The organism is Rhodoferax aquaticus, assembly GCF_006974105.1.
GTDB lineage: Bacteria > Pseudomonadota > Gammaproteobacteria > Burkholderiales > Burkholderiaceae_C > Allorhodoferax > Allorhodoferax aquaticus_A.
The window spans coordinates 1,599,232-1,619,659 of sequence record NZ_CP036282.1 but is presented as its reverse complement, the minus strand read 5'-3'; the positions used below and the strand labels follow the sequence as shown (position 1 = coordinate 1,619,659).

The following is a 20,428-nucleotide window of genomic DNA, read 5'->3' as shown; positions in this document are numbered from 1 at the left end:
AACGCTACCGCGCACTAGGTTCCATCGTGTCGCGGTGTGCAAGTGCGGGAAACAGCTTGACCCAACTGGCAGCAACCAGCACGGTCCCTACACCACCTAAGACGGTAGAGCCCACAGCCCCCATCAGTGCAGCCGTGGCACCAGACTCAAACTCTCCCAGTTGATTAGAGGCCCCAATAAAAATGGAGTTAACCGCTGAGACCCGACCCCGCATGTCGTCAGGCGTTTCCAGCTGCATGAGGGTAGAGCGAGTGACCACACTCACACTGTCGGCAGCCCCGGTGACGACCAAGGCCAACAAAGAGAGCGCAAAACTCTGCGAAAGGCCAAAAACCACCGTGGCTAAGCCAAACACGCCCACAGCGGTGAGTAACTTGTGCCCCACTCTGCGCCGCAAGGGCCAGCGAATCAGCGCCAAAGACATGACTAGCGCGCCAACCGCCGGTGCCCCGCGCAGCAAGCCCAAACCCACAGGGCCCACGTGCAAGATGTCGCGACAGTAAATCGGCAGCAATGCAGTCGCGCCACCTAGCAACACCGCAAACAAATCCAGCGAGGTGGCACCCAAGAGCACTTTGTGCTGCCATACAAAGCGAAACCCGGCCGACACACTGCTCCAAGTTGCAGCCAAATAAACAGGACGATGGGGGTAGCGCACCGAAAGAGCCAGCCCCACCGCACACACCAGCAGGACAGCACAGGTGGCGTACACCGTAGAGGGGCCCCAGATGTACAGAACGCCGCCCAATGCGGGGCCGCAAATGATCGCGACCTGCATGCCACTTGAGCTCCATGCCACGGCGGTTTGAAGCTGAGCCACGGGCACCAACAACGGGGTGAGCGCCTGCTGCGCCGGCATTTGGAAGGCGCGGGCCATTCCCAGCATGACAGAGACCACGAGAATCAAGCCACGCGTGGCAAAACTTTGTTCGGTGGCCAGCACCAAGACAAGGCCCACGCAGGCCTGCAGCAGCATGCAGGCTGCAAAAATGCGCCCCCGGTGGTAGCGGTCAGCCGTATGCCCGGCGGGCAGCGTAAACAACAGGGCTGGCACAAACTGAAACAAGCCCACCAAGCCCAAGTCCCATGCGCTGGACGTCAGGTCGTACATGTGCCACGCAATGGCAACCATCAGCATTTGGGTCGCTGTAACGCCTAAGAGCCGGGCGCACCAAAAACGGATAAAGGGTCTGTTGTGCAACAAGGATGTTGCGGTTGACTCATGGGCATGCGACATGGCCAAAGCTTAGCAGCAGGCTGGGCTACCGCTCTGTGCAGACACGCGCCAACCGGTCAATATCTTGGCGCAAGCAGACAAGCTGCGCCCACCCTCCCCAACACGTGCAAGCCCACCGCCACGGTGGGGCAGCTCGTGGCAAACAATAATCAGTTCAACGGCACCAAAAACTCACGGCCGATGTGGGCACCGATGTCATTGACGCGATCCAAAAACTGAGACAGGTAGGCATGCAGACCTGTCGCCAAAATTTCGTCAATGCGGCCATACTCCAACTCAGCGCGCAGCTTGCCAGCACGGCGCAGGGTTTCGCTGCGCGGGTCGGTCCCCAGCAGCTCCAAATTGGCCAGCACTTCATTCATGCAAGCATGCAAGGAGCGAGGCATGTCCGGACGCAGAATCAACAATTCAGCCACGCGCTCCGGTTTGATGACGTCGCGATAGACCTTGCGGTACACCTCAAAACCCGACACGCTGCGCAAAATGGCGCTCCAGTGGTAGAAGTCGTACTCTTGGTCTTTCTCGCTCGCCGCGCCAAAGAAGTCGCTTTGTACCGCATGAAACTTCACATCCACCAAACGCGCTGTGTTGTCCGCACGCTCTAAAAAGGTTCCCATGCGCATGAAGTGCAAAGCTTCGTCGATCAGCATGGTGCCCACCGTCACTCCACGCGACAGGTGGGAGCGGAACTTCACCCATTCAAAGAATTGGGCGGGGTCTTGCTCAAACTGACCCGACTTGATCATGCGCTTGACTTCGAGCCACGTGGTGTTTTGCGTCTCCCACACTTCGGTGGTCAGTGCGCCGCGCACGGCACGCGCATTCTCACGGGCCGCACTCAGGCAAGACATGATGCTCGATGGATTGCTCTCATCTTTGACCATGAAGTCCATGACTTCACGGGCTTGGATCTCGCCGTGCCGCTCTTTGTAGCTATAGAGCAACTCACTGATAGACAGCAGGCCTTGCCAGCCCAGTTGCGCAACCGCTTCTGATTGCGGCAACAGCGAAGTTTGGTAGTTGACATCCAACATACGCGCGGTGTTTTCCGCGCGCTCTGTGTAGCGGGACATCCAGAACAGATGGTCAGCGGTTCTTGACAACATATTTGGGAGCCTCTCTCAAGCTGACTGCGTTTGGGATTGGGTGGAGGTTGCGGCACTGCCGGGCGCGACCTCATCTTCTTCTAGGATCCAAGTGTCCTTGGTGCCACCGCCTTGGCTGCTGTTGACCACCAAGGAGCCGTCCTTCAGCGCAACGCGTGTGAGGCCGCCAGGCACCATTTGCACTGTCTTGCCAGACAGCACATAAGGCCGCAGGTCAATGTGGCGCGGCGCTATGCCGCTCTCCACAAAGGTGGGACAACTGGACAGACTGAGCGTGGGTTGCGCTATATAGCCACTGGGGTTAGCCAACAAGGCCTTGCGGAAGTCTTCAATCTCTGCCTGGGTCGACGCTGGACCCACCAACATGCCGTAGCCGCCTGCTCCATGCACCTCTTTGACGACCAAGTCTTTCAAGTTGGCCAAGGTGTACGCCAAGTCGTCCTTGTTGCGGCACATGTAAGTCGGCACATTGTTCAAAATGGGCTTTTCACCCAAGTAAAACTCGATCATTTTCGGCACGTAGGGATAGATAGACTTGTCATCTGCAATACCGGTACCGACTGCATTGCAAATGGTGACGTTTCCGGCGCGGTACGCACTTATCAGCCCCGCGCAGCCCAGCGTGGATGTTGGCCTAAAGACAGTGGGGTCCAAAAAGTCGTCATCTACGCGGCGGTAGATCACGTCTACACGGCGCGGACCACGGGTCGTGCGCATGTAGACAAAGTTGTCTTTCACAATCAGGTCTTGCCCCTCCACCAGCTCAACGCCCATTTGCTGCGCCAAGAACGCGTGCTCAAAATAGGCGCTGTTGTACATGCCTGGCGTCAATACAACGACGGTGGGCTCAGCGGTCGTGGCCGGACTGCTAGCGCGCAGGGTTTCTAACAACAAATCTGGGTAGTGGGCGATGGGGGCCACACGGTGCGCGCTGAACAAATCAGGGAACAAACGCATCATCATCTTGCGGTCTTCCAGCATGTAGCTCACGCCACTGGGCACCCGCAAATTGTCTTCTAGCACGTAGTACTCGCCTTTGCCATTGGCATCTGGCGCACGCACGATGTCGATCCCCGAAATTTGCGAGTAGATCCGGTTGGGCACCTCTACGCCCATCATCTCGGGGCGAAACTGCGCGTTGTTTTCAATCTGCTCGCGCGGCACGATGCCCGCTTTGAGAATCTCTTGGTCGTGGTAAATGTCGTAAATGAACCGATTCAGTGCAGTGACGCGCTGCACCAAACCTTGCTCCATGCTGCCCCACTCATGGGCAGGAATGATGCGAGGGATCAGGTCAAACGGAATTAGGCGCTCAGTGCCTGCTCCGTCTTCGTCCTTCTCGCCGTATACGGCAAAAGTTATGCCCACACGTCGGAAGATCATTTCCGCTTCTTCTCGACGTTTGGCCATCATGTCGCCGGGTTGGCGCGCTAGCCATTCGTCATAGATCTTGTAGTGCTCGCGTATTTGCTTGCCATGAGTAAAAAACTCGTAGGGAAGCTGGGTGTACATCTCATCGAATTTCCGCATAAAAGACCTCTTTCAACACGTTCTATGCAAGCTTTGGGCCACCGATATCATGCACCACGATGGCGCTTGGTAATGTGAAGCCACCTAAGCGTTTTACCTAGGGATACGCCACATTTTGGGGCTACATCCGCGTATACCCTTGGCACCATGACCGCGCATTGTCACCAATACGATGCATACTGACTTGCAGCAGACCCAGCCCTGTTTGGCGCAGGACTTGCTTTGAGCCATGCACAAGCCCTGTTGCTACTATGTAGCCGTTACTGCAATTGTGGTAACGCCTTTCCAGTGTGAGATTTAACGAGACCGGCCCCATGTCCATCCACGCAGCACTGAACCACGTCACCCATTACTCCTACGACCGTTTAGTCAATCTCGGTCCCCAAGTGATCCGTCTGCGCCCAGCGCCCCATTGCCGCAGCAAAATCATCTCGTACTCCCTCAAAGTCGAGCCAGCTACCCACTTTGTGAATTGGCAACAAGATCCATTTGCCAACTACCAAGCACGGCTAGTCTTTCCGGAAAAAACAAAGGAGTTCAAGGTCACCGTCGACTTAGTCGTCGAAATGGCCGTGTACAACCCGTTCGACTTCTTCCTTGAACCCGAGGCCGAAGAGTTCCCATTTACCTACGCGGCTGAGCTCAAACAAGAGCTTCTGCCGTACTTGGCAGCGGACCCTATGACGCCCCTGCTGCAGGCGTATTTGGACAAGATTGACCGAACGAAACGCCGTAGCGTGATCTTTTTGGTGGACCTCAACACCATGGTTCACCAGTCTGTGGACTACACCATTCGCATGGAGCCGGGCGTCCAAACTCCGGAAGAGACGCTGACGCTAGGGTCGGGTTCATGCCGTGACTCTGCATGGCTGCTGGTCCAATTGCTGAGGCACTGCGGACTTGCTGCGCGCTTTGTATCGGGCTATTTGATTCAGCTCGCCCCCGATGTGAAGTCTCTCGACGGTCCTAGCGGCACGGAAGTGGACTTCACAGACCTGCATGCTTGGTGCGAGGTTTACTTGCCCGGCGCAGGCTGGATTGGCCTTGATGCTACGAGCGGTCTCTTGGCAGGTGAGGGGCATATCCCATTGGCCTGCACGCCGCAGCCCTCGGGAGCAGCGCCAATTGAAGGTGGCGTGGATGAGAGCGAAGTGAAGTTCCAACACCACATGCAGGTCACGCGTTTATACGAGTCTCCTCGTGTCACCAAGCCTTACACCCCTGAGCAGTGGGCTGCGGTCATGCACTTGGGCGACCACGTGGACTCCGAGCTCCTAGCGGGTGATGTGCGCCTAACAATGGGAGGAGAACCCACGTTTGTGGCGGTTAACGACCGCGATGCGCCTGAGTGGAACACTGACGCCTTGGGCCCCACGAAACGCGGCTTTGCAACCGAACTGGTGCACAAACTGCGTGACGAATACGGCCAAGGTGGATTTCTGCATTTCGGCCAAGGCAAGTGGTATCCCGGCGAACAATTGCCGCGTTGGGCACTTAATATTTACTGGCGCGCCGACAAGCAAAAAGTCTGGAACAACCCAGAGTTATTCACCGATGAGCGCAAACCGACGCACTACACAGCCACAGATGCCCAGCGCTTTGTATCTCGCTTAGCCTGCAATCTGGGACTCACCGACAAGTATCTGCAGGCTGGTTATGAAGACACTTGGTACTACCTGTGGCGCGAGCGCCGCTTGCCGGTCAATGTAGATCCGTTCAACAGCAAGCTTGATGATGAGATGGAACGTGCGCGTCTGCGGCGAGTCTTTGAACAAAAGCTGGATTCGGTTGTGGGCTATGTGCTGCCTCTTAAAGTGGCCGATGACCGCGGCGCAAAAACCCAAACCAATAACCCAAAGCTTGCGGGACCCAGGTGGACGACTGGCCCATGGTTTTTCCGTGATGAGCGCATGTACCTCATGCCTGGTGACTCTCCGATGGGTCTGCGCTTACCCCTAGACTCTCTGCCGTGGGTGAGCCAAGGTGACTTCCCTTACCTAGTAGAGAGAGATCCCACGGTGGACCGTGGCCAACTCCCCCTCCACTCCACATTTGCTGCACGCTATGCATCGGGCAGCACTGGCAGCGCCTCCATAGCCAGTGGATCGGTGGGCTCTAGTGGCTTGCCCTATCTGGCTGGCAATCTGGCCGTGCCAGAAGCCGGTCGTAAGATGCAAGCCACGCCTGGCAGCGGAGACACCAGCATATCCACCCATGCACAGCACGCCACGCAGCCTGAGCCGGCCCTGTTCGCCAAATCGCCCACTCGATTTGAATCCGCCCACTGGATCACCCGCACCGCACTGTGCGTAGAGGTACGCGATCCACGCCGCGCCAGTGGCCCTAAAGCTGAAGCCCAAGGCTCCAAGTCAGGGGTCTTGTACGTGTTTATGCCGCCTCTTGAGCGACTAGAGGACTACCTCGACCTGTTGGCCGCCATCGAAGCAACCGCCACTGAGCTCAAGATGCAGCTCGTGCTAGAAGGCTACCCACCTCCCCGCGACCCACGCTTAAAGCTGCTGCAAGTCACCCCGGACCCCGGCGTGATCGAGGTCAACGTGCACCCCGTCACCAACTGGAAAGAACTGGTCTACAACACCGAGTTTTTGTACAACGCGGCCTTCGAGTCGCGCCTGAGCGCCGAGAAGTTCATGACCGATGGCCGCCACACCGGCACCGGTGGCGGTAACCACTTTGTGATGGGAGGTGCCACGCCGGCAGACAGCCCCTTCCTGCGAAAACCTGAGCTACTGGCCAGCCTGCTGCTGTACTGGCACAACCACCCGTCTTTGAGTTACTTGTTCAGCGGTATGTTTGTAGGCCCGACCAGTCAGGCACCGCGCGTGGACGAAGCCCGCAACGACCAGCTCTACGAACTGGAAATCGCGATTGAGCAGATCTACAAAAATCGCGAACTCTACGGCCAGAGCATGCCGCCGTGGTTGGTGGACCGCACGCTGCGCAACATACTGATCGACGTGACGGGCAACACCCATCGCAGCGAGTTTTCCATCGACAAGATGTACTCGCCAGACTCGTCCACGGGCCGTTTGGGCTTGCTAGAGTTGCGCGCCTTCGAGATGCCGCCGCACCCCCACATGAGCAGCGTGCAGCAGCTTCTGCTGCGCGCTTTGGTCGCCCGATTCTGGAAAGCGCCTTACAAGGCTCCGGTCACTCGCTGGGGCACCGAGCTGCACGACCGCTACATGCTGCCCACCTTCATCAAAATGGACTTTGATGATGTGATCGCCGACATGCAAGCTGCGGGCTACGCGTTCGACACCAGCTGGTTCGCCCCGCACTACGAGTTCCGCTTCCCGATGGTGGGTTCGGTCAAGAGCATGGGCGTAGAAATGACGCTGCGCTGCGCACTGGAGCCTTGGCATGTGATGGGCGAAGAAAGCAGCGCAGGCGGCACCGCCCGCTATGTGGACTCAAGCCTAGAGCGCATGGAGGTTCGAGTAACCGGCCTTAACGAGAGCCGCTATGTGGTAACTTGTAATGGCAAGGCCTTGCCCATGCAAAGTACAGGAACTGTAGGTGAATTTGTTGCAGCAGTTCGCTACAAGGCATGGAACCCTCCTAGTAGTCTGCATCCAACCATCGGAGTGCACACGCCGCTCACCTTTGACATTGTGGACACTTGGATGAAGCGATCGCTAGGTGGATGCCAGTACTTTGTGGCTCACCCCGGTGGATTGAACTACGAAACATTCCCCGTAAACGGCTACGAAGCAGAAAGTCGTCGGCTATCCCGCTTTGCAGCCATGGGCCACACACCGGGAAAACTCGTGATTCCCGAGGCAACCATTCACGTGCCGGGTAGCAAAGAATTTCCGTTTACGAAAGACCTTCGCCGAAGTTAAATGGCCCCGCACTTTTGATCAAGGTACACAAAGGACAAGTGCTGAATGCCAACGTTTTTTTGCATCTGACGACCCAATGGGTTGATATTTTTCAGCGAAAGGGGGCGTTGCTTCTGGGCGCTCCCCCTTTGCGATGCTTTTGACCTGTACCAATCTAAATGCTGTCAGGTTGACGGTAAGACATGTCCCCCTGGCAAGATGACGTTAGACAACAAAAAACCCGCTGCAGCTATAGCCAGAGCGGGTTATGAGGGGGTGTGAGATGGTCCGAAAGTGCTAATTGGTGCCCGAGACCGGAATCGAACCGGTACGCCCGTTATTCACGAAGCGGCGGATTTTAAGTCCGATGTGTCTACCTATTTCACCACTCGGGCACGCTGCACTATTTTCAAACAAAAATGCCTCGTCAACGTGCATTGATGAGGCATTTAGTCCAGAAAGTCTGGAGGCGCGGTCCGGAGTCGAACCGGACTAACCGGATTTGCAATCCCATTACGCCTTCAGAACACGCATGAACAGGGGCTTTGCAGGTTAGTGACCACTACGCCACCCGAATTGCCACCTTTGCTTGATCCAAGTCTAAATTCGCAGGTGTAAGTATAACCGGGGAGCCAACCAGCGATTACAGCAAGTAGGCTGGTGAAGTCAATCCCCCCCTTCGCTACAGATGTTTTTGTTGTCACGCCGCACATGTTCTCGGCAAGCACCCCAGGAGCCTCACAGGGTTGGTTGCTTTGGCCAACGGGTTCTCCCCAGACAAAAACTCCGTTGCTCGAAACAACCCAGGGGTGGCGGGTGCTTTGGCTTGAGTAGCAAGTGCACTTGCTGACAGGTTTACCCCACCGTTGACGCTGCAACTATCGCGCGCCGGGTGCGCAAAGCCAAGCACGAAGCGTCTAAACTGCAAGCACAACAAACAGAGGAGGAAACCGCGTGAAAACACTACTAGCCGCGCTAGCCCTAGCCACCCTAGCAGGGTGTGGTACACCACAGAGCGCGAGCACAAGGGCGGCAAACCTTGAGGCCCGGCAAGACTTCGAGATGTCAGCCTTAACCGCAGAGCGTGACTCCATCCTCACCTGCACCAGCAGAGACCAGTGCGACAAGGCGTTCAAGCTAACCAAAATCTACGTCCAGAACAATTCTGGAATGAAGATGCAGAGTTCAGACGACGTAAGTATTAGGCCCTTCCGCGTCAACGAGTACGCTACTCACAGCGTCGGTGCCACCATGACGCCCGACAAGGGCAACACCTCCAAGATCGCACTTGATGTCACCTGCTACGAGTACTGGGATTTCTGGTCGTGCGCCAGCAAAAAGATTGACATCTACAAGGGCTTCAAACCCTTCGTAGAGTCCAAGCTGGACTGAACCTGACCGCCTAAACTTTGAGCACCGCCAAAAAACGGGAGCTCAACCTTGACCAGCCGCCAAAACCCTCATACCGTGGGCGTACCGTTTGAAAGCGGTAACGTAATAGACCTTGGCCGAAGCCCTACACGTATTACGCGTGCCTTTCAACTTGCTGGAGCAATCCAGCATGAGGGCTTCGACCAAGGACTTCCCATAGGAGAGCCAAAAAATGGCCGACATTCAGGAAATCAATCTCGACGGAAACACCGTCCAAACCACCAACGCACGGAACCTGTACACCAAACTGGGCATACAGAAGGACTTCAGCAACTGGATCAAGGCCCAGATAGGTCGCGCAGGCCTTGAGGAAAACGTGGACTACATCACGATTTGCTCATCAAAAAGTGAGCAAGAAATGGCGTCAAATGAAGATACGCCCAAAAATGCGAGCACATTTGGCGGTGACCAGCGAACCATCGAGTACCACATCACGCTCGACGCCTGCGAGCATATTGCGCTGATGTCCAACACCGACAAGGGCAAGGAGATCCGCAAAGAGTACATCGCGATCCGCAAGCAGTTCCTCACAGAGCAGCGATTGGCCTACGAGCACAAGGCCACAAAGCAAATCGAGGAAGACTACAAAGAAAACCTCAAGCACCACAAGAACTATGAGTTGGGCGAATCCCTGCTCAGGGCGGTGAGGATGCAGGACTACGACAGCGTCAGAGCTATCGACAAGGTACTGGACTCCATGGATCTGAACGCTGCCGCAAGGGCGCAAGGTATTCCTGTCGAGGCCGTACGCAACCAAATGGCCAGCCACCTAGAGGCCAGTGCGATCCTGCGCCGGATGACGCAAGGGGAGCATGCCCATGACGACCCAGTCAAGGACGTGGTGCAGTGGGCACGCTCCATCGTCAAGCTGGAGGATGCAAAGAAGGAAGAAGCCCGGGCGCTGAAACTCGCGCGCAGACCCAAGTTCCTTGAAGGGACCTATGCGTACGACATGGTGCACAAGTACGACAACGGCTACGTCCCTCCAAAAGAACCCACGAAGCCCAAGAGACGCCGAAAGTCGGCATAACCTTGCCAGTGACAAAAAACCGATACGGATAGGTGACTCACTTGGCGGCGAATAGCCTGTAGACCTAGGCCGAACACCTGCGCTCCATAGGCAGCGTCTGTCAAATTGCCTGAGCAATCTAGCATGAGGTTTTCGACCTAGGCTTTTTCTATTGGAGAAGATCGTGAACCACACGCCCCCTATTGCGCTTCAAGGCGCTGAGCAGATTGGCGCCTGGACTTTCACGATGTTTAAAGGGTAGTGCCACGGGGTTGGATGCTGGCCAACGCGTACTACCTAAAGGAAGTGCTTGATACATCAACACAACTAACCGCCCAATTCGGTCCGGTGTCGGGTGGTATTGCCACCCAAACGGGTGGTATAGGTACGGATTTGTGTAGATTTTTGGCGCAGCAAATCCCCTCGTGCTACAGTTTTTGTAGCTAGAAACCTACTGTTTACGGGGGATTTGATGGAGGCGCGGTCCGGAGTCGAACCGGACTAACCGGATTTGCAATCCGGGGCATAACCGCTTTGCTACCGCGCCAGTCTTATCTATTGCTCAGTAATACTGAAGTCAGAACTTCATCTAATGAAAAAGGGAAGCAATAAACGCTTCCCTTTTTCTAGAAACTGGAGCGGGAAAAGAGTCTCGAACTCTCGACCTCAACCTTGGCAAGGTTGCGCTCTACCAACTGAGCTATTCCCGCATTTCAATCACAATATTGTAACGCATATCGGCCAAGAAAAAAACGCCAAATCACTTTTTTGAAGATTCGCTGACCGTCAGTGCTTCACAGATTCAAGTAATTGCGCTGGCTGCGCTGAGACTGCTACCGCAGTAGTAGGTGCAGGATCGTCCTCAGGGAGGGGAACCGGCGTAGTTTCCAACGCGAGCTCCAAAACCTTGTCAATCCAACGCACAGGAATAATCTCTAACCCATTCTTGACGTTAGCTGGAATGTCTTGCAAATCCTTTGCGTTTGCCTCGGGGATCAGCACCGTCTTGATTCCACCTCGCAGCGCAGCCAAAAGCTTTTCCTTGAGTCCGCCAATTTCGGTAATCTCGCCGCGCAATGTGATCTCTCCGGTCATGGCAACGTCACCACGCACAGGGATACCGGTCAGTGCAGAAACAAAGGCAGTCGCCATAGCGGCACCTGCACTGGGTCCATCTTTTGGAGTTGCGCCATCGGGCACATGTATGTGAATATCTTTCTTTTCAAAGACTTCGTCTTTTATGCCTAGTCGTCGGGAGCGGCTACGAACCACGGTTCTAGCGGCTTCAACGGACTCTTTCATCACATCACCAAGAGATCCTGTTCGCGTAATGACACCTTTGCCAGGGGTAAGCGCCGCTTCAATGGTGAGTAAATCTCCGCCTACCTCGGTCCAAGCCAATCCAACTACTTGACCCACTTGATTTTGGTCTTCAGCACGCCCATAGGTGTATTTGCGGACGCCAAGGTAGTCATTCAAGTTGTCGGTTGTAACAACCACTTGCGGCTGAAGTTTTTTGAGCAAAAGACCTTTAACAACTTTACGACATATTTTGGAGAGCTCCCGCTCAAGGGAACGCACACCCGCTTCACGCGTGTAGTAACGGACTATGTCACGCACAGCCTCGTCACTGATTGACATCTCACTACCACTAACCCCATTGTTTTTCATCTGCTTGGGCAGCAAGTATGTAATGGCAATACTGGTTTTTTCGTCTTCGGTATATCCAGACAGTCTGATCACTTCCATTCGGTCCAACAAGGCCGGCGGAATGTTCATCGAGTTCGAAGTAGCAACAAACATCACGTCGCTTAAGTCGTAATCTACTTCGACGTAGTGATCGCCGAACTTATGGTTTTGCTCAGGGTCTAGCACCTCTAGCAAGGCACTACTAGGGTCACCCCGGAAATCCGTTCCCAGTTTGTCGATCTCGTCCAAGAGAAACAAGGGGTTACGCGTGCCGATTTTTGATAAATTTTGTAAAACCTTGCCTGGCATGGCACCGATGTAAGTCCGCCGATGTCCCCGAATCTCGGCTTCGTCGCGCATACCGCCCAAAGCCATGCGCACGTACTTGCGCCCCGTCGCCTTTGCAATGGACTGCCCCAAGGAGGTCTTACCCACACCTGGAGGTCCAACCAAACAAAGAATGGGGGCCTTTACCTTATCCACTCGCTGTTGAACCGCAAGATACTCAAGGATACGGTCCTTGACTTTATCCAATCCATAGTGGTCTTCGTTCAAGACACTTTCAGCATTGGCCAAATCATGCTTAATCTTTGTTTTTGCAGTCCATGGCAATCCCACCAGTACATCGATGTAGTTACGCACAACCGTCGCTTCTGCCGACATGGGTGACATGAGCTTGAGCTTTTTCAACTCAGCCTCCGCCTTTTTCAGGGCGTCTTTTGGCATTTTTGCTGACTTGATCTTCTTCTCGATCTCTTCGATGTCAGCGCCTTCTTCACCTTCACCCAGCTCCTTTTGGATCGCTTTGACCTGCTCGTTCAAATAGAAATCGCGCTGGTTCTTCTCCATTTGACGCTTTACACGACCGCGAATTTTCTTGTCAACATTCAAGATATCGACTTCACGTTCAATCTGCTCAAACAGATTTTCGAGCCTATCTTTCACTGTCGACAAACTCAAAACCGCTTGCTTGCTGTCAAGCTTTAGGGGCAAATGCGCCGCAATGGTGTCCGCCAAGCGACCGGCATCATCGATACTTGCGATGGAGGTGAGTATCTCAGGTGGAATCTTTTTATTCAGTTTGACGTACTGATCAAACTGTTGCATCACGGCTCGGCGCAATGCCTCAATTTCACTGGCTTTGCCGCGGCCCTTCTCTTCAATTTCTGCGATGATTTCAACAGGCGTTACATTGGCAGTGAAGTGTGATTCGCCTTCCACAATGCTATTGACTGTAGCGCGCTGGTGACCTTCAACTAGGACCTTCACCGTCCCATCTGGCAACTTCAGCATTTGCAAAATAGTGGATACGCAACCCACGTCGAACATATCCGAAACTAACGGATCGTCTTTTGCAGCCGCCTTTTGGGCAACCAACATGATGCGACGATCCGACTCCATCGCAGATTCAAGTGCTTTGATACTCTTTGGACGCCCCACAAACAGTGGAATCACCATATGGGGGAACACAACCACGTCACGCAGTGGCAAGAGCGGAAGGTCGAGTGGGGTTGCGAGTAGGGGAATATGGCCAGACATTGGGAAACCTTTTTATTACCTTTTGAATATGGTCTGATTTACCTGAATTTCAAGCACATCGTCAGACCTTTGTGCTGTCAATATCAGTAGAACTGACGCCGCATCCAACGATAGCTACGGCGTCTATACGTGTCAGGCCTTCTTGGCGGCTTCGCGGTAAACCAGCAGCGGAGGCTGGTTCTCTTCAATCGTTGACTCATCAACGACAACTTTTTCAACATTTTCTGCGTTTGGCAATTCGAACATGGTGTCAATCAAAGATTGCTCCAAAATAGAGCGCAATCCTCGGGCCCCTGTTTTGCGTGCCAAAGCTTTTTTGGCTATTGCCTTGAGTGCATTCGGGCGAATTTCTAGCTCAGCCCCTTCCATAGCCAATAACTTTGCGTACTGCTTGACCAGCGCATTTTTGGGTTCTGTCAAGATCTGAATCAGAGCATCCTCTGTAAGTTCTGCCAGGGTTGCAACCACAGGCATACGCCCTACCAACTCAGGTATCAAGCCAAACTTAATCAAATCTTCTGGCTCGACATCCTTAAACACTTCGGTGAGAGTGCGCTGCTCTTTACTTTTGACCGTCGCACCAAAACCGATTCCAGACGACTGCGTACGGTTGTCGATCACTTTCTCTAAGCCGGAGAAGGCACCGCCACAGATGAACAGAATATTTGTGGTGTCAACTTGAACAAAATCTTGGTTGGGATGCTTGCGTCCGCCCTGGGGTGGAACACTTGCCATAGTGCCTTCGATCAGCTTAAGCAACGCTTGCTGAACGCCTTCCCCCGAAACATCACGGGTGATGGAGGGGTTATCAGACTTACGTGAAATTTTGTCAATTTCGTCAATATAAACAATCCCGCGCTGGGCCCGCTCCACTTCGTAGTTGCAGCTCTGCAACAGCTTAAGCACGATGTTTTCAACGTCCTCGCCGACGTAGCCAGCTTCGGTCAAGGTGGTAGCGTCAGCCATCACAAAGGGCACGTCCAACATACGAGCCAAGGTCTGCGCCAAGAGCGTCTTTCCTGATCCAGTGGGGCCAATCAGCAAAATATTGCTTTTTGCTAACTCGACATCGTCTTTACGGGCCTTTTCTTTGTGACGCAGACGTTTGTAATGGTTATAGACAGCCACTGCGAGTGTTCGCTTGGCCGGCTCCTGCCCAATTACGTAGTTATCAAGGTTGGCCTTGATCTCGGACGGGGTTGGCAAACTCCCCCGAGCGTCTTTGCTTTCCGTAGTTGCAGGCAATTCGTCGCGGATGATTTCATTGCACAAGTCAATGCACTCATCGCAAACAAACACAGAAGGTCCAGCGATTAGCTTTTTGACCTCGTGCTGACTTTTGCCGCAAAACGAGCAGTACAGAGTTTTTTCGCTCGAAGAGCCTTTTTTCTCGGCCATGTGAAGACTGCCTTTTCGCTTAGTTGCGCAATGATAACCAAATAGAAACGGCATCTATCGGCAAGATAGACACCGTTACGGCGACGAATTCGCCCTTTAGGAGATTAAGGCCGCTTAGCGATCACTTGATCGATAAGTCCGTACTCCTTCGACTCTTCCGCCGACATGTAATAGTCACGCTCAGTGTCACGCGCAATGCGCTCCAGTGGTTGACCCGTGCGCTCAGCCAAGATGATGTTCAGCTGTTCCCGGGTCTTCAAGATTTCGCGTGCTTGAATCTCAATCTCGGTGGCCTGCCCTTGGCTTCCGCCAGAAGGTTGATGAATCATGACCTTCGAGTTTGGCAGAGAAAAACGCTTACCCTTAGCGCCTGCGGCCAACAAAAATGCCCCCATGCTAGCTGCCATACCGGTACACAAAGTGGAAACTTCCGGCTTAATGAAATTCATCGTGTCATAAATGGCCATGCCTGCGCTCACAGATCCGCCAGGTGAATTGATATAGAACGAAATATCTTTGTCCGGATTTTCACTCTCCAAAAACAACAGCTGGGCAACCACCAAGTTCGCCGCATAGTCGTTGACCGGGCCGACCAAGAAAATTACCCGTTCTTTGAGCAAGCGGGAGTAAATGTCGTACGAACGCTCGCCGCGACCCGATTGCTCGATCACCATTGGAACCATGCCGAGTGCCTGTGTATCCATCGCGTTCTGCGCTCCGTATCTGATATTCATAGCGTCTCCAAAGTTATGTGCTAACTGTATCCAAAAAACTCAACCCACCAAGACAAATGGGGTTTGAAAGCAGGACCACAAGTCCTGATCAAACCCCATTTCGATATGCTAAGCGCGACTATTCAAGCCAACGCAAGTTAGTTTTGGCCCATCAACTCATCAAATGTGATGGCTTTGTCGGTAACTTTAACTTTAGACAACACGAACTCAGTCACATTGTTCTCGATAACGATCGCCTCTACTTCAGCCAATCGGCGGTTGTCACCATAGTACCAACGCACCACATCTGCAGGTTTTTCATAGCTAGCGGCCAGCTCATCAATATGCGCTTTGATTTGCTCTTGCTTGGCTTGTAGCTCATTGGTACGTACCAGCTCAGCTACTACCAAGCCCAGACGGACACGGCGCTCGGCTTGCGGCAAGAAAATGTCTTCTGGAATTGGCGCCTTGTCAGCGTCTTTCATTCCACGTTGAGCCATGTCAGCACGCGCACTTTCAATCATGCGGGCGACTTCGGCCTGCACACTGGATTTAGGCAAATCCAGCTCAGAATTCGCGATCAAGGCATCCATTGCGGCCTGCTTGTTGCGTCCCAAGAGACGGAACTTCACTTCACGATCGAGGTTTTTACGTATATCAGCGCGCAAACCTTCGACTGTTTCTTCAGCAATGCCCAAAGACTTTGCCAGTGCGCCGTCTACATCGGGCAAGTTTGCCGCCTCGACCTTTTTCAAAGTCACCATGAAGTCTGCTGTCTTACCAGCGACGTCCTTGCCGTGGTATTCAGCAGGAAAGGCCAGTTGGAAAGTTTTACTTTCGCCAGCTTTCATGCCACGGGTGGCATCTTCAAACTCTTTCAGCATTTGGCCGTCGCCAACAATGAACTGGTAGGCATCTGCCTTGCCACCAGCAAATGGCTCGCCATCAATCTTGCCTTCAAAATCAACCGTTACGCGATCCGTATCTTGGGCTGCTGCATCTTGTGGACGTTGAGCAAACGTACGGCGTTGCTTGCGCAGAATTTCAACAGTCTTGTCGATTGCGACATCGGTCACTTCCGCCGTGATTTTTTCAACTTCTGCAGTAGACAGGTCACCCAGCTTTACTTCTGGAAAAACCTCAAAAATGGCATCGAATGCGACCTGACCTTCAGCAGCGCCTTCGCTTTCAGTAATACGAGGTTGACCTGCTACACGCAACTTAGCTTCGTTGGCAGCGCTTGAAAACGCTTCGCCCACTTTGTCATTCATGACTTCGTAGTGCACTGAATAGCCGTAACGTTGCGAAATGACGTTCATGGGCACTTTGCCAGGACGAAAACCGTCCATCTTCACGGTACGAGCGAGCTTACGCAAACGCGAGTCCACCTCAGTCTGAATGGATGCCATAGGCAAAGTCAGGGTGATCTTGCGCTCTAACTTTTCCAGAGTTTCGACGGTAACGGCCATATCAGTTCTCCTAAATGGTTCAAGACAGTGAGGGTCACCCGTGTGACTGCTGCACCGTCTTGCAAATTCCAAGAATAAACGAGGACGAACGCAAGCCTTTACTGGCTGCGAACCGTCCTGCAATTCACAAAAATAGTGGTGCGCGGGGGGGGACTCGAACCCCCACACCATTGCTGGCGTCAGGACCTAAACCTGGTGCGTCTACCAATTTCGCCACCCGCGCTGAAAAATTATGAACACTTAACTTCGGAAAGAGACATGCAATTTCCGACGATTAACCGTTCATTTGAAATCGGTCAGCCAGTTATTTTAACCTGCTATTTGGGTTTCCTTTTTTACACGGAACCAAGCAGCGTACATTGCGGGCAATGCGAGCAGGGTTAAAACGGTTGCAACGATCAATCCGCCCATGATGGCCACAGCCATTGGCCCCCAAAAAACTGAGCGCGACAGGGGGATCATGGCCAACACTGCAGCGGCGGCTGTTAGCACGATGGGGCGCAAACGCCGCACAGCGGACTCTACGATCGCATCCCACGCGGGCACGCCATTGGCACGGTCTTGTTCGATCTGATCGATCAAGATCACTGAGTTACGTTGAATCATGCCCATCAATGCAATCACGCCGAGCAAAGCCACGAACCCAAAGGGTCGCCCAAGCAAAATCAAAGCTCCCGCCACTCCAGCAATGCCCAGTGGCCCTGTGATAAACACCAGCACCGCACGACTAAAGCTGTGCAACTGCAACATCAGCAAGGTAAAGGTCAAGAACAGCATGATGGGCACGCCAGCGACAATGGATGCCGAGCCTTTAGAACTCTCTGCCACTGCACCGGCCACGTCAATGCGGTAGCCATTGATTCCCTTCGCGGCCCACTGTGCCTCAAGCTCCTTCATCCTGGGCAACAACTCAGCGGTGACCGTTGCGCCTTGCAACCCTTCCACCATGTCGCTTTGCACAGTAATGGCGTAGTCCCGGTTTTCGCGCCACATCACGCCCGGCTCCCACGTGAATACTGGCTTGGCGATTTGGGTAATAGGGATTGACTTTCCACTACTAGTGGGCAAGTACGCATTGGCAATGTCAGTAATCGCTTTGCGTTCATCCGCCGGTTGACGCAACACAATGTCAATCAGCTTGTCCCCTTCGCGGTATTGGCCAACGGTTGTTCCAGACAGCAAGGTTTTAGATGCCTGCGCAATGCTCTGACTGCTGACCCCCAATGCACGGGCTTTGTCTTGGTCAACCTCAAGCCGCAACACCTTGACCGACTCATTCCAGTTGTCGTTCACCCCTCGGGTATTGCTACTTTGTCGCATCACGGCCTTCACTTCGTCAGCGCGCTCGCGTAACACAAGAGGATCAGACCCCACGACTCTGAACTGCACCGGGTAAGGCACAGGCGGGCCGTTGGGGAGCAGCTTTACGCGGCCACGCACTTCGGGGAACTCACTCGCCAGCAATGCTGGAAGCTTCACGCGCAAAGACTCGCGCACTTTCAGATCCACCGGAATAATGATGAACTGCGACACATTTGTTTGCGGAAACACTTGGTCCAGTGGCAAATAAAAGCGCGGGACGCCAGAACCGATCCATGTGCTGACGGTCGACACACCGGGCTCCTGCATCAACCGTGCTTCTACGCGCTTAGTCACCTCTTGATTGTTGGCGAACGAGGTGCCCTCAGGGAACCAAATGTCCACCAGCAATTCTGGCCGGCTAGAGTCTGGGAAGAACTGTTGCTGGACCTTGCCCATGCCAAAAATTCCCAGCGCAAAAACCAAAACGGTGGCTCCAATGGTCATCCAGCGGTGCTCAACACACCAGTTCACCGTGCGGCGAAACGTGTTGTAAAAAGGCGTGTCAAAGTGCTCGCCATGAATCTGGGCACCCTCTACATGCTTATGCTCTTTGAGCAAAAGCGTACCAAGATAAGGCACAAAATAGACCGACACAAACCAGCTCAAAATCAGAGCCAACACGGTGACTGCGAAGATCGCGTAGGTGTACTCACCCGTGACTGATTTGGCCAACCCAATGGGGAGAAAGCCCACAGCCGTGATCAACGTACCGGTCAGCATAGGCATAGCAGTGACTTCGTAGGCAAAGGTGGCTGCGCGGACTTTGTCGTAGCCCTCTTCCATTTTGCGCACCATCATTTCCACGGCAATGATGGCATCGTCCACCAGCAAACCCAGGGCGATGATCAGCGAGCCTAGCGAGATTTTGTGCAAGCCAATCCCCCAGTAGTACATACCCAGAAACGTCACCGCAAGCACCAAGGGAATGGTGATACCGACGACCAATCCCGGGCGAATATCCAGGGTCCAACGTTTCCAGAACGGTTGCCCCGCTTTGGTGTGCAGCCCCAAGGCGATAAAGCTCACGGCCAAGACAATGACCACCGCCTCGATCAGGACCTTCACAAACTCATTCACTGAGGTGGATACTGACTTTGGTTGGTCCTGCAACTGCACCAACTTGATGCCAGCGGGCAGTGACCTTTCAATGCCCACAAAGGTTTTTTCGAGCGCATGTCCCAAGGCAATGATGTCTCCACCCTTGGCCATAGAAACGCCCAAGGCAATCACTTCCTTGCCTTGGTGGTGCACTTTTACTGTCGGAGGATCTACATAGCCTTTGCCGATCGTCGCAATGTCCTTCAGCCGAAACTGGTTACCCGTGGCACCACGTATGGGCATGTCCGCCAGCTGCTCAACAGCATTGAATTGGCCGCCCACGCGCACCTGCACCACATCCAATGGCGTCTGTATAGAGCCCGCTGACTCCACCGCGTTTTGCTGCCCCAATTGCGCAATCACTTGGTTGAAGTCCAGCCCCAACTGGGCGAGGCGCTTCTGTGAGATTTCGATGTACAGCTTCTCGTCTTGGGCACCAAACAACTCAACTTTGGCGACATCGTGCACGCGCAGCAGCTTCTGACGCACGTCGTCTGCAAAAGTCTTGAGCTCGGCATAGTTAAAGCCATCTGCCTCTAGCGCGTAGATCACGCCATACACATCACCAAAATCGTCATTGAAAAACGGTCCCACCACGCCGCCGGGCAAGGTACCGCGAATGTCACCAATCTTTTTACGCACCGTGTACCAAACGTTAGGTACGTCACTGCCCTTGCTGGAGTCTTTGATCTGGAAAATGACCTGAGACTCGCCCGGCTTGGAATAGCTGCGAATCTGGTCTGCGTACTGCACTTCCTGCAAGGTACGCTCAATCTTGTCGGTTACCTGTTCCGCAACCTGCTGCGCAGTGGCGCCGGGCCAATAGGTGCGCACCACCATGGCGCGGAAGGTAAACGGCGGGTCTTCGTCCTGACCCAGCTGAAAATATGCGGCCGCTCCCAAGAGCATCAGCACAATCATCAGATAGCGAGTCAGCGCAGAATGCTCCAGCGCCCATTTCGAGAGGTTAAACCCCTTGCTTGGTTCTTGCATCATCACAGC

At 53.9% G+C, this 20,428-nt stretch carries 11 protein-coding genes and 4 tRNA genes; 3 read left to right on the top strand and 12 right to left on the bottom strand.

Features of this window, described 5'->3' with window-relative positions; all coding sequences use genetic code 11:
• Window positions 1-4 precede the first annotated feature (4 nt).
• From EXZ61_RS07540 to EXZ61_RS07530, 3 genes are all read right to left on the bottom strand, one after another.
• Window positions 5-1,237, bottom strand: a complete 1,233-nt coding sequence (locus EXZ61_RS07540; protein WP_142810556.1) for an MFS transporter — start codon at window positions 1,235-1,237, stop codon at window positions 5-7.
• A gap of 149 nt (window positions 1,238-1,386) precedes the next feature.
• A complete protein-coding gene (locus EXZ61_RS07535; RefSeq protein WP_142810554.1) occupies window positions 1,387-2,343 on the bottom strand; it encodes an alpha-E domain-containing protein in 957 nt (318 codons plus the stop codon).
• Window positions 2,344-2,358: 15 nt separating this feature from the next.
• Window positions 2,359-3,873 carry a circularly permuted type 2 ATP-grasp protein gene (locus EXZ61_RS07530; RefSeq protein WP_142810552.1) on the bottom strand — a complete coding sequence of 505 codons (1,515 nt, stop codon included), beginning with the start codon at window positions 3,871-3,873 and terminating at the stop codon, window positions 2,359-2,361.
• Window positions 3,874-4,187: 314 nt separating this feature from the next.
• Here EXZ61_RS07530 and EXZ61_RS07525 point away from each other — a divergent pair, with 314 nt between their 5' ends.
• Window positions 4,188-7,739: a transglutaminase family protein gene (locus tag EXZ61_RS07525; protein WP_142810550.1), complete on the top strand. Its 3,552-nt coding sequence runs from the start codon at window positions 4,188-4,190 to the stop codon at window positions 7,737-7,739.
• 281 nt (window positions 7,740-8,020) lie between these two features.
• Here the strand turns inward: EXZ61_RS07525 and EXZ61_RS07520 are convergent.
• Window positions 8,021-8,113, bottom strand: a tRNA-Leu gene (locus tag EXZ61_RS07520).
• A gap of 559 nt (window positions 8,114-8,672) precedes the next feature.
• Between EXZ61_RS07520 and EXZ61_RS07515 the strand changes: the two genes are divergently transcribed.
• Together EXZ61_RS07515 and EXZ61_RS07510 are read left to right on the top strand one after the other, a co-directional pair.
• The gene (locus EXZ61_RS07515) at window positions 8,673-9,110 is read left to right on the top strand and encodes a hypothetical protein (RefSeq protein WP_237219120.1); all 438 of its coding nucleotides are present in this window, start codon (window positions 8,673-8,675) and stop codon (window positions 9,108-9,110) included.
• 211 nt (window positions 9,111-9,321) lie between these two features.
• Complete coding sequence (locus EXZ61_RS07510) at window positions 9,322-10,179, top strand: antA/AntB antirepressor family protein (RefSeq protein WP_142810546.1); 858 nt, start codon at window positions 9,322-9,324, stop codon at window positions 10,177-10,179.
• Window positions 10,180-10,631: 452 nt separating this feature from the next.
• On the opposite strand, the gene EXZ61_RS07505 is transcribed toward EXZ61_RS07510, so the two are convergent.
• The 8 genes from EXZ61_RS07505 to EXZ61_RS07470 all read right to left on the bottom strand — a co-directional run bounded on the left by EXZ61_RS07505 (window position 10,632) and on the right by EXZ61_RS07470 (window position 20,422).
• A tRNA-Cys gene (locus EXZ61_RS07505) sits at window positions 10,632-10,705 on the bottom strand.
• 87 nt (window positions 10,706-10,792) lie between these two features.
• Window positions 10,793-10,868, bottom strand: a tRNA-Gly gene (locus tag EXZ61_RS07500).
• Between the two features lie 76 nt (window positions 10,869-10,944).
• Complete coding sequence (gene lon, locus EXZ61_RS07495; protein WP_142810544.1) at window positions 10,945-13,386, bottom strand: endopeptidase La; 2,442 nt, start codon at window positions 13,384-13,386, stop codon at window positions 10,945-10,947.
• Window positions 13,387-13,518: 132 nt separating this feature from the next.
• Complete coding sequence (gene clpX / locus EXZ61_RS07490) at window positions 13,519-14,784, bottom strand: ATP-dependent Clp protease ATP-binding subunit ClpX (protein WP_142810542.1); 1,266 nt, start codon at window positions 14,782-14,784, stop codon at window positions 13,519-13,521.
• Between the two features lie 104 nt (window positions 14,785-14,888).
• Window positions 14,889-15,518: an ATP-dependent Clp endopeptidase proteolytic subunit ClpP gene (gene clpP, locus EXZ61_RS07485; protein WP_142810540.1), complete on the bottom strand. Its 630-nt coding sequence runs from the start codon at window positions 15,516-15,518 to the stop codon at window positions 14,889-14,891.
• Window positions 15,519-15,655: 137 nt separating this feature from the next.
• Window positions 15,656-16,966 (bottom strand): trigger factor, encoded by a 1,311-nt coding sequence (gene tig / locus EXZ61_RS07480; protein WP_142814152.1) that lies wholly within the window; start codon window positions 16,964-16,966, stop codon window positions 15,656-15,658.
• A gap of 136 nt (window positions 16,967-17,102) precedes the next feature.
• Window positions 17,103-17,189, bottom strand: a tRNA-Leu gene (locus EXZ61_RS07475).
• A gap of 86 nt (window positions 17,190-17,275) precedes the next feature.
• Window positions 17,276-20,422 carry an efflux RND transporter permease subunit gene (locus EXZ61_RS07470; protein ID WP_178084841.1) on the bottom strand — a complete coding sequence of 1,049 codons (3,147 nt, stop codon included), beginning with the start codon at window positions 20,420-20,422 and terminating at the stop codon, window positions 17,276-17,278.
• Window positions 20,423-20,428 lie beyond the last annotated feature (6 nt).

Coding starts and splice junctions, on each gene's coding strand:
- EXZ61_RS07540 (WP_142810556.1), bottom strand. CDS start 1,237: ATGTCGCATGCCCATGAGTCAACCGCAACATCCTTGTTGCACAACAGA.
- EXZ61_RS07535 (WP_142810554.1), bottom strand. CDS start 2,343: ATGTTGTCAAGAACCGCTGACCATCTGTTCTGGATGTCCCGCTACACA.
- EXZ61_RS07530 (WP_142810552.1), bottom strand. CDS start 3,873: ATGCGGAAATTCGATGAGATGTACACCCAGCTTCCCTACGAGTTTTTT.
- EXZ61_RS07525 (WP_142810550.1), top strand. CDS start 4,188: ATGTCCATCCACGCAGCACTGAACCACGTCACCCATTACTCCTACGAC.
- EXZ61_RS07510 (WP_142810546.1), top strand. CDS start 9,322: ATGGCCGACATTCAGGAAATCAATCTCGACGGAAACACCGTCCAAACC.
- lon (WP_142810544.1), bottom strand. CDS start 13,386: ATGTCTGGCCATATTCCCCTACTCGCAACCCCACTCGACCTTCCGCTC.
- clpX (WP_142810542.1), bottom strand. CDS start 14,784: ATGGCCGAGAAAAAAGGCTCTTCGAGCGAAAAAACTCTGTACTGCTCG.
- clpP (WP_142810540.1), bottom strand. CDS start 15,518: ATGAATATCAGATACGGAGCGCAGAACGCGATGGATACACAGGCACTC.
- tig (WP_142814152.1), bottom strand. CDS start 16,966: ATGGCCGTTACCGTCGAAACTCTGGAAAAGTTAGAGCGCAAGATCACC.
- EXZ61_RS07470 (WP_178084841.1), bottom strand. CDS start 20,422: ATGATGCAAGAACCAAGCAAGGGGTTTAACCTCTCGAAATGGGCGCTG.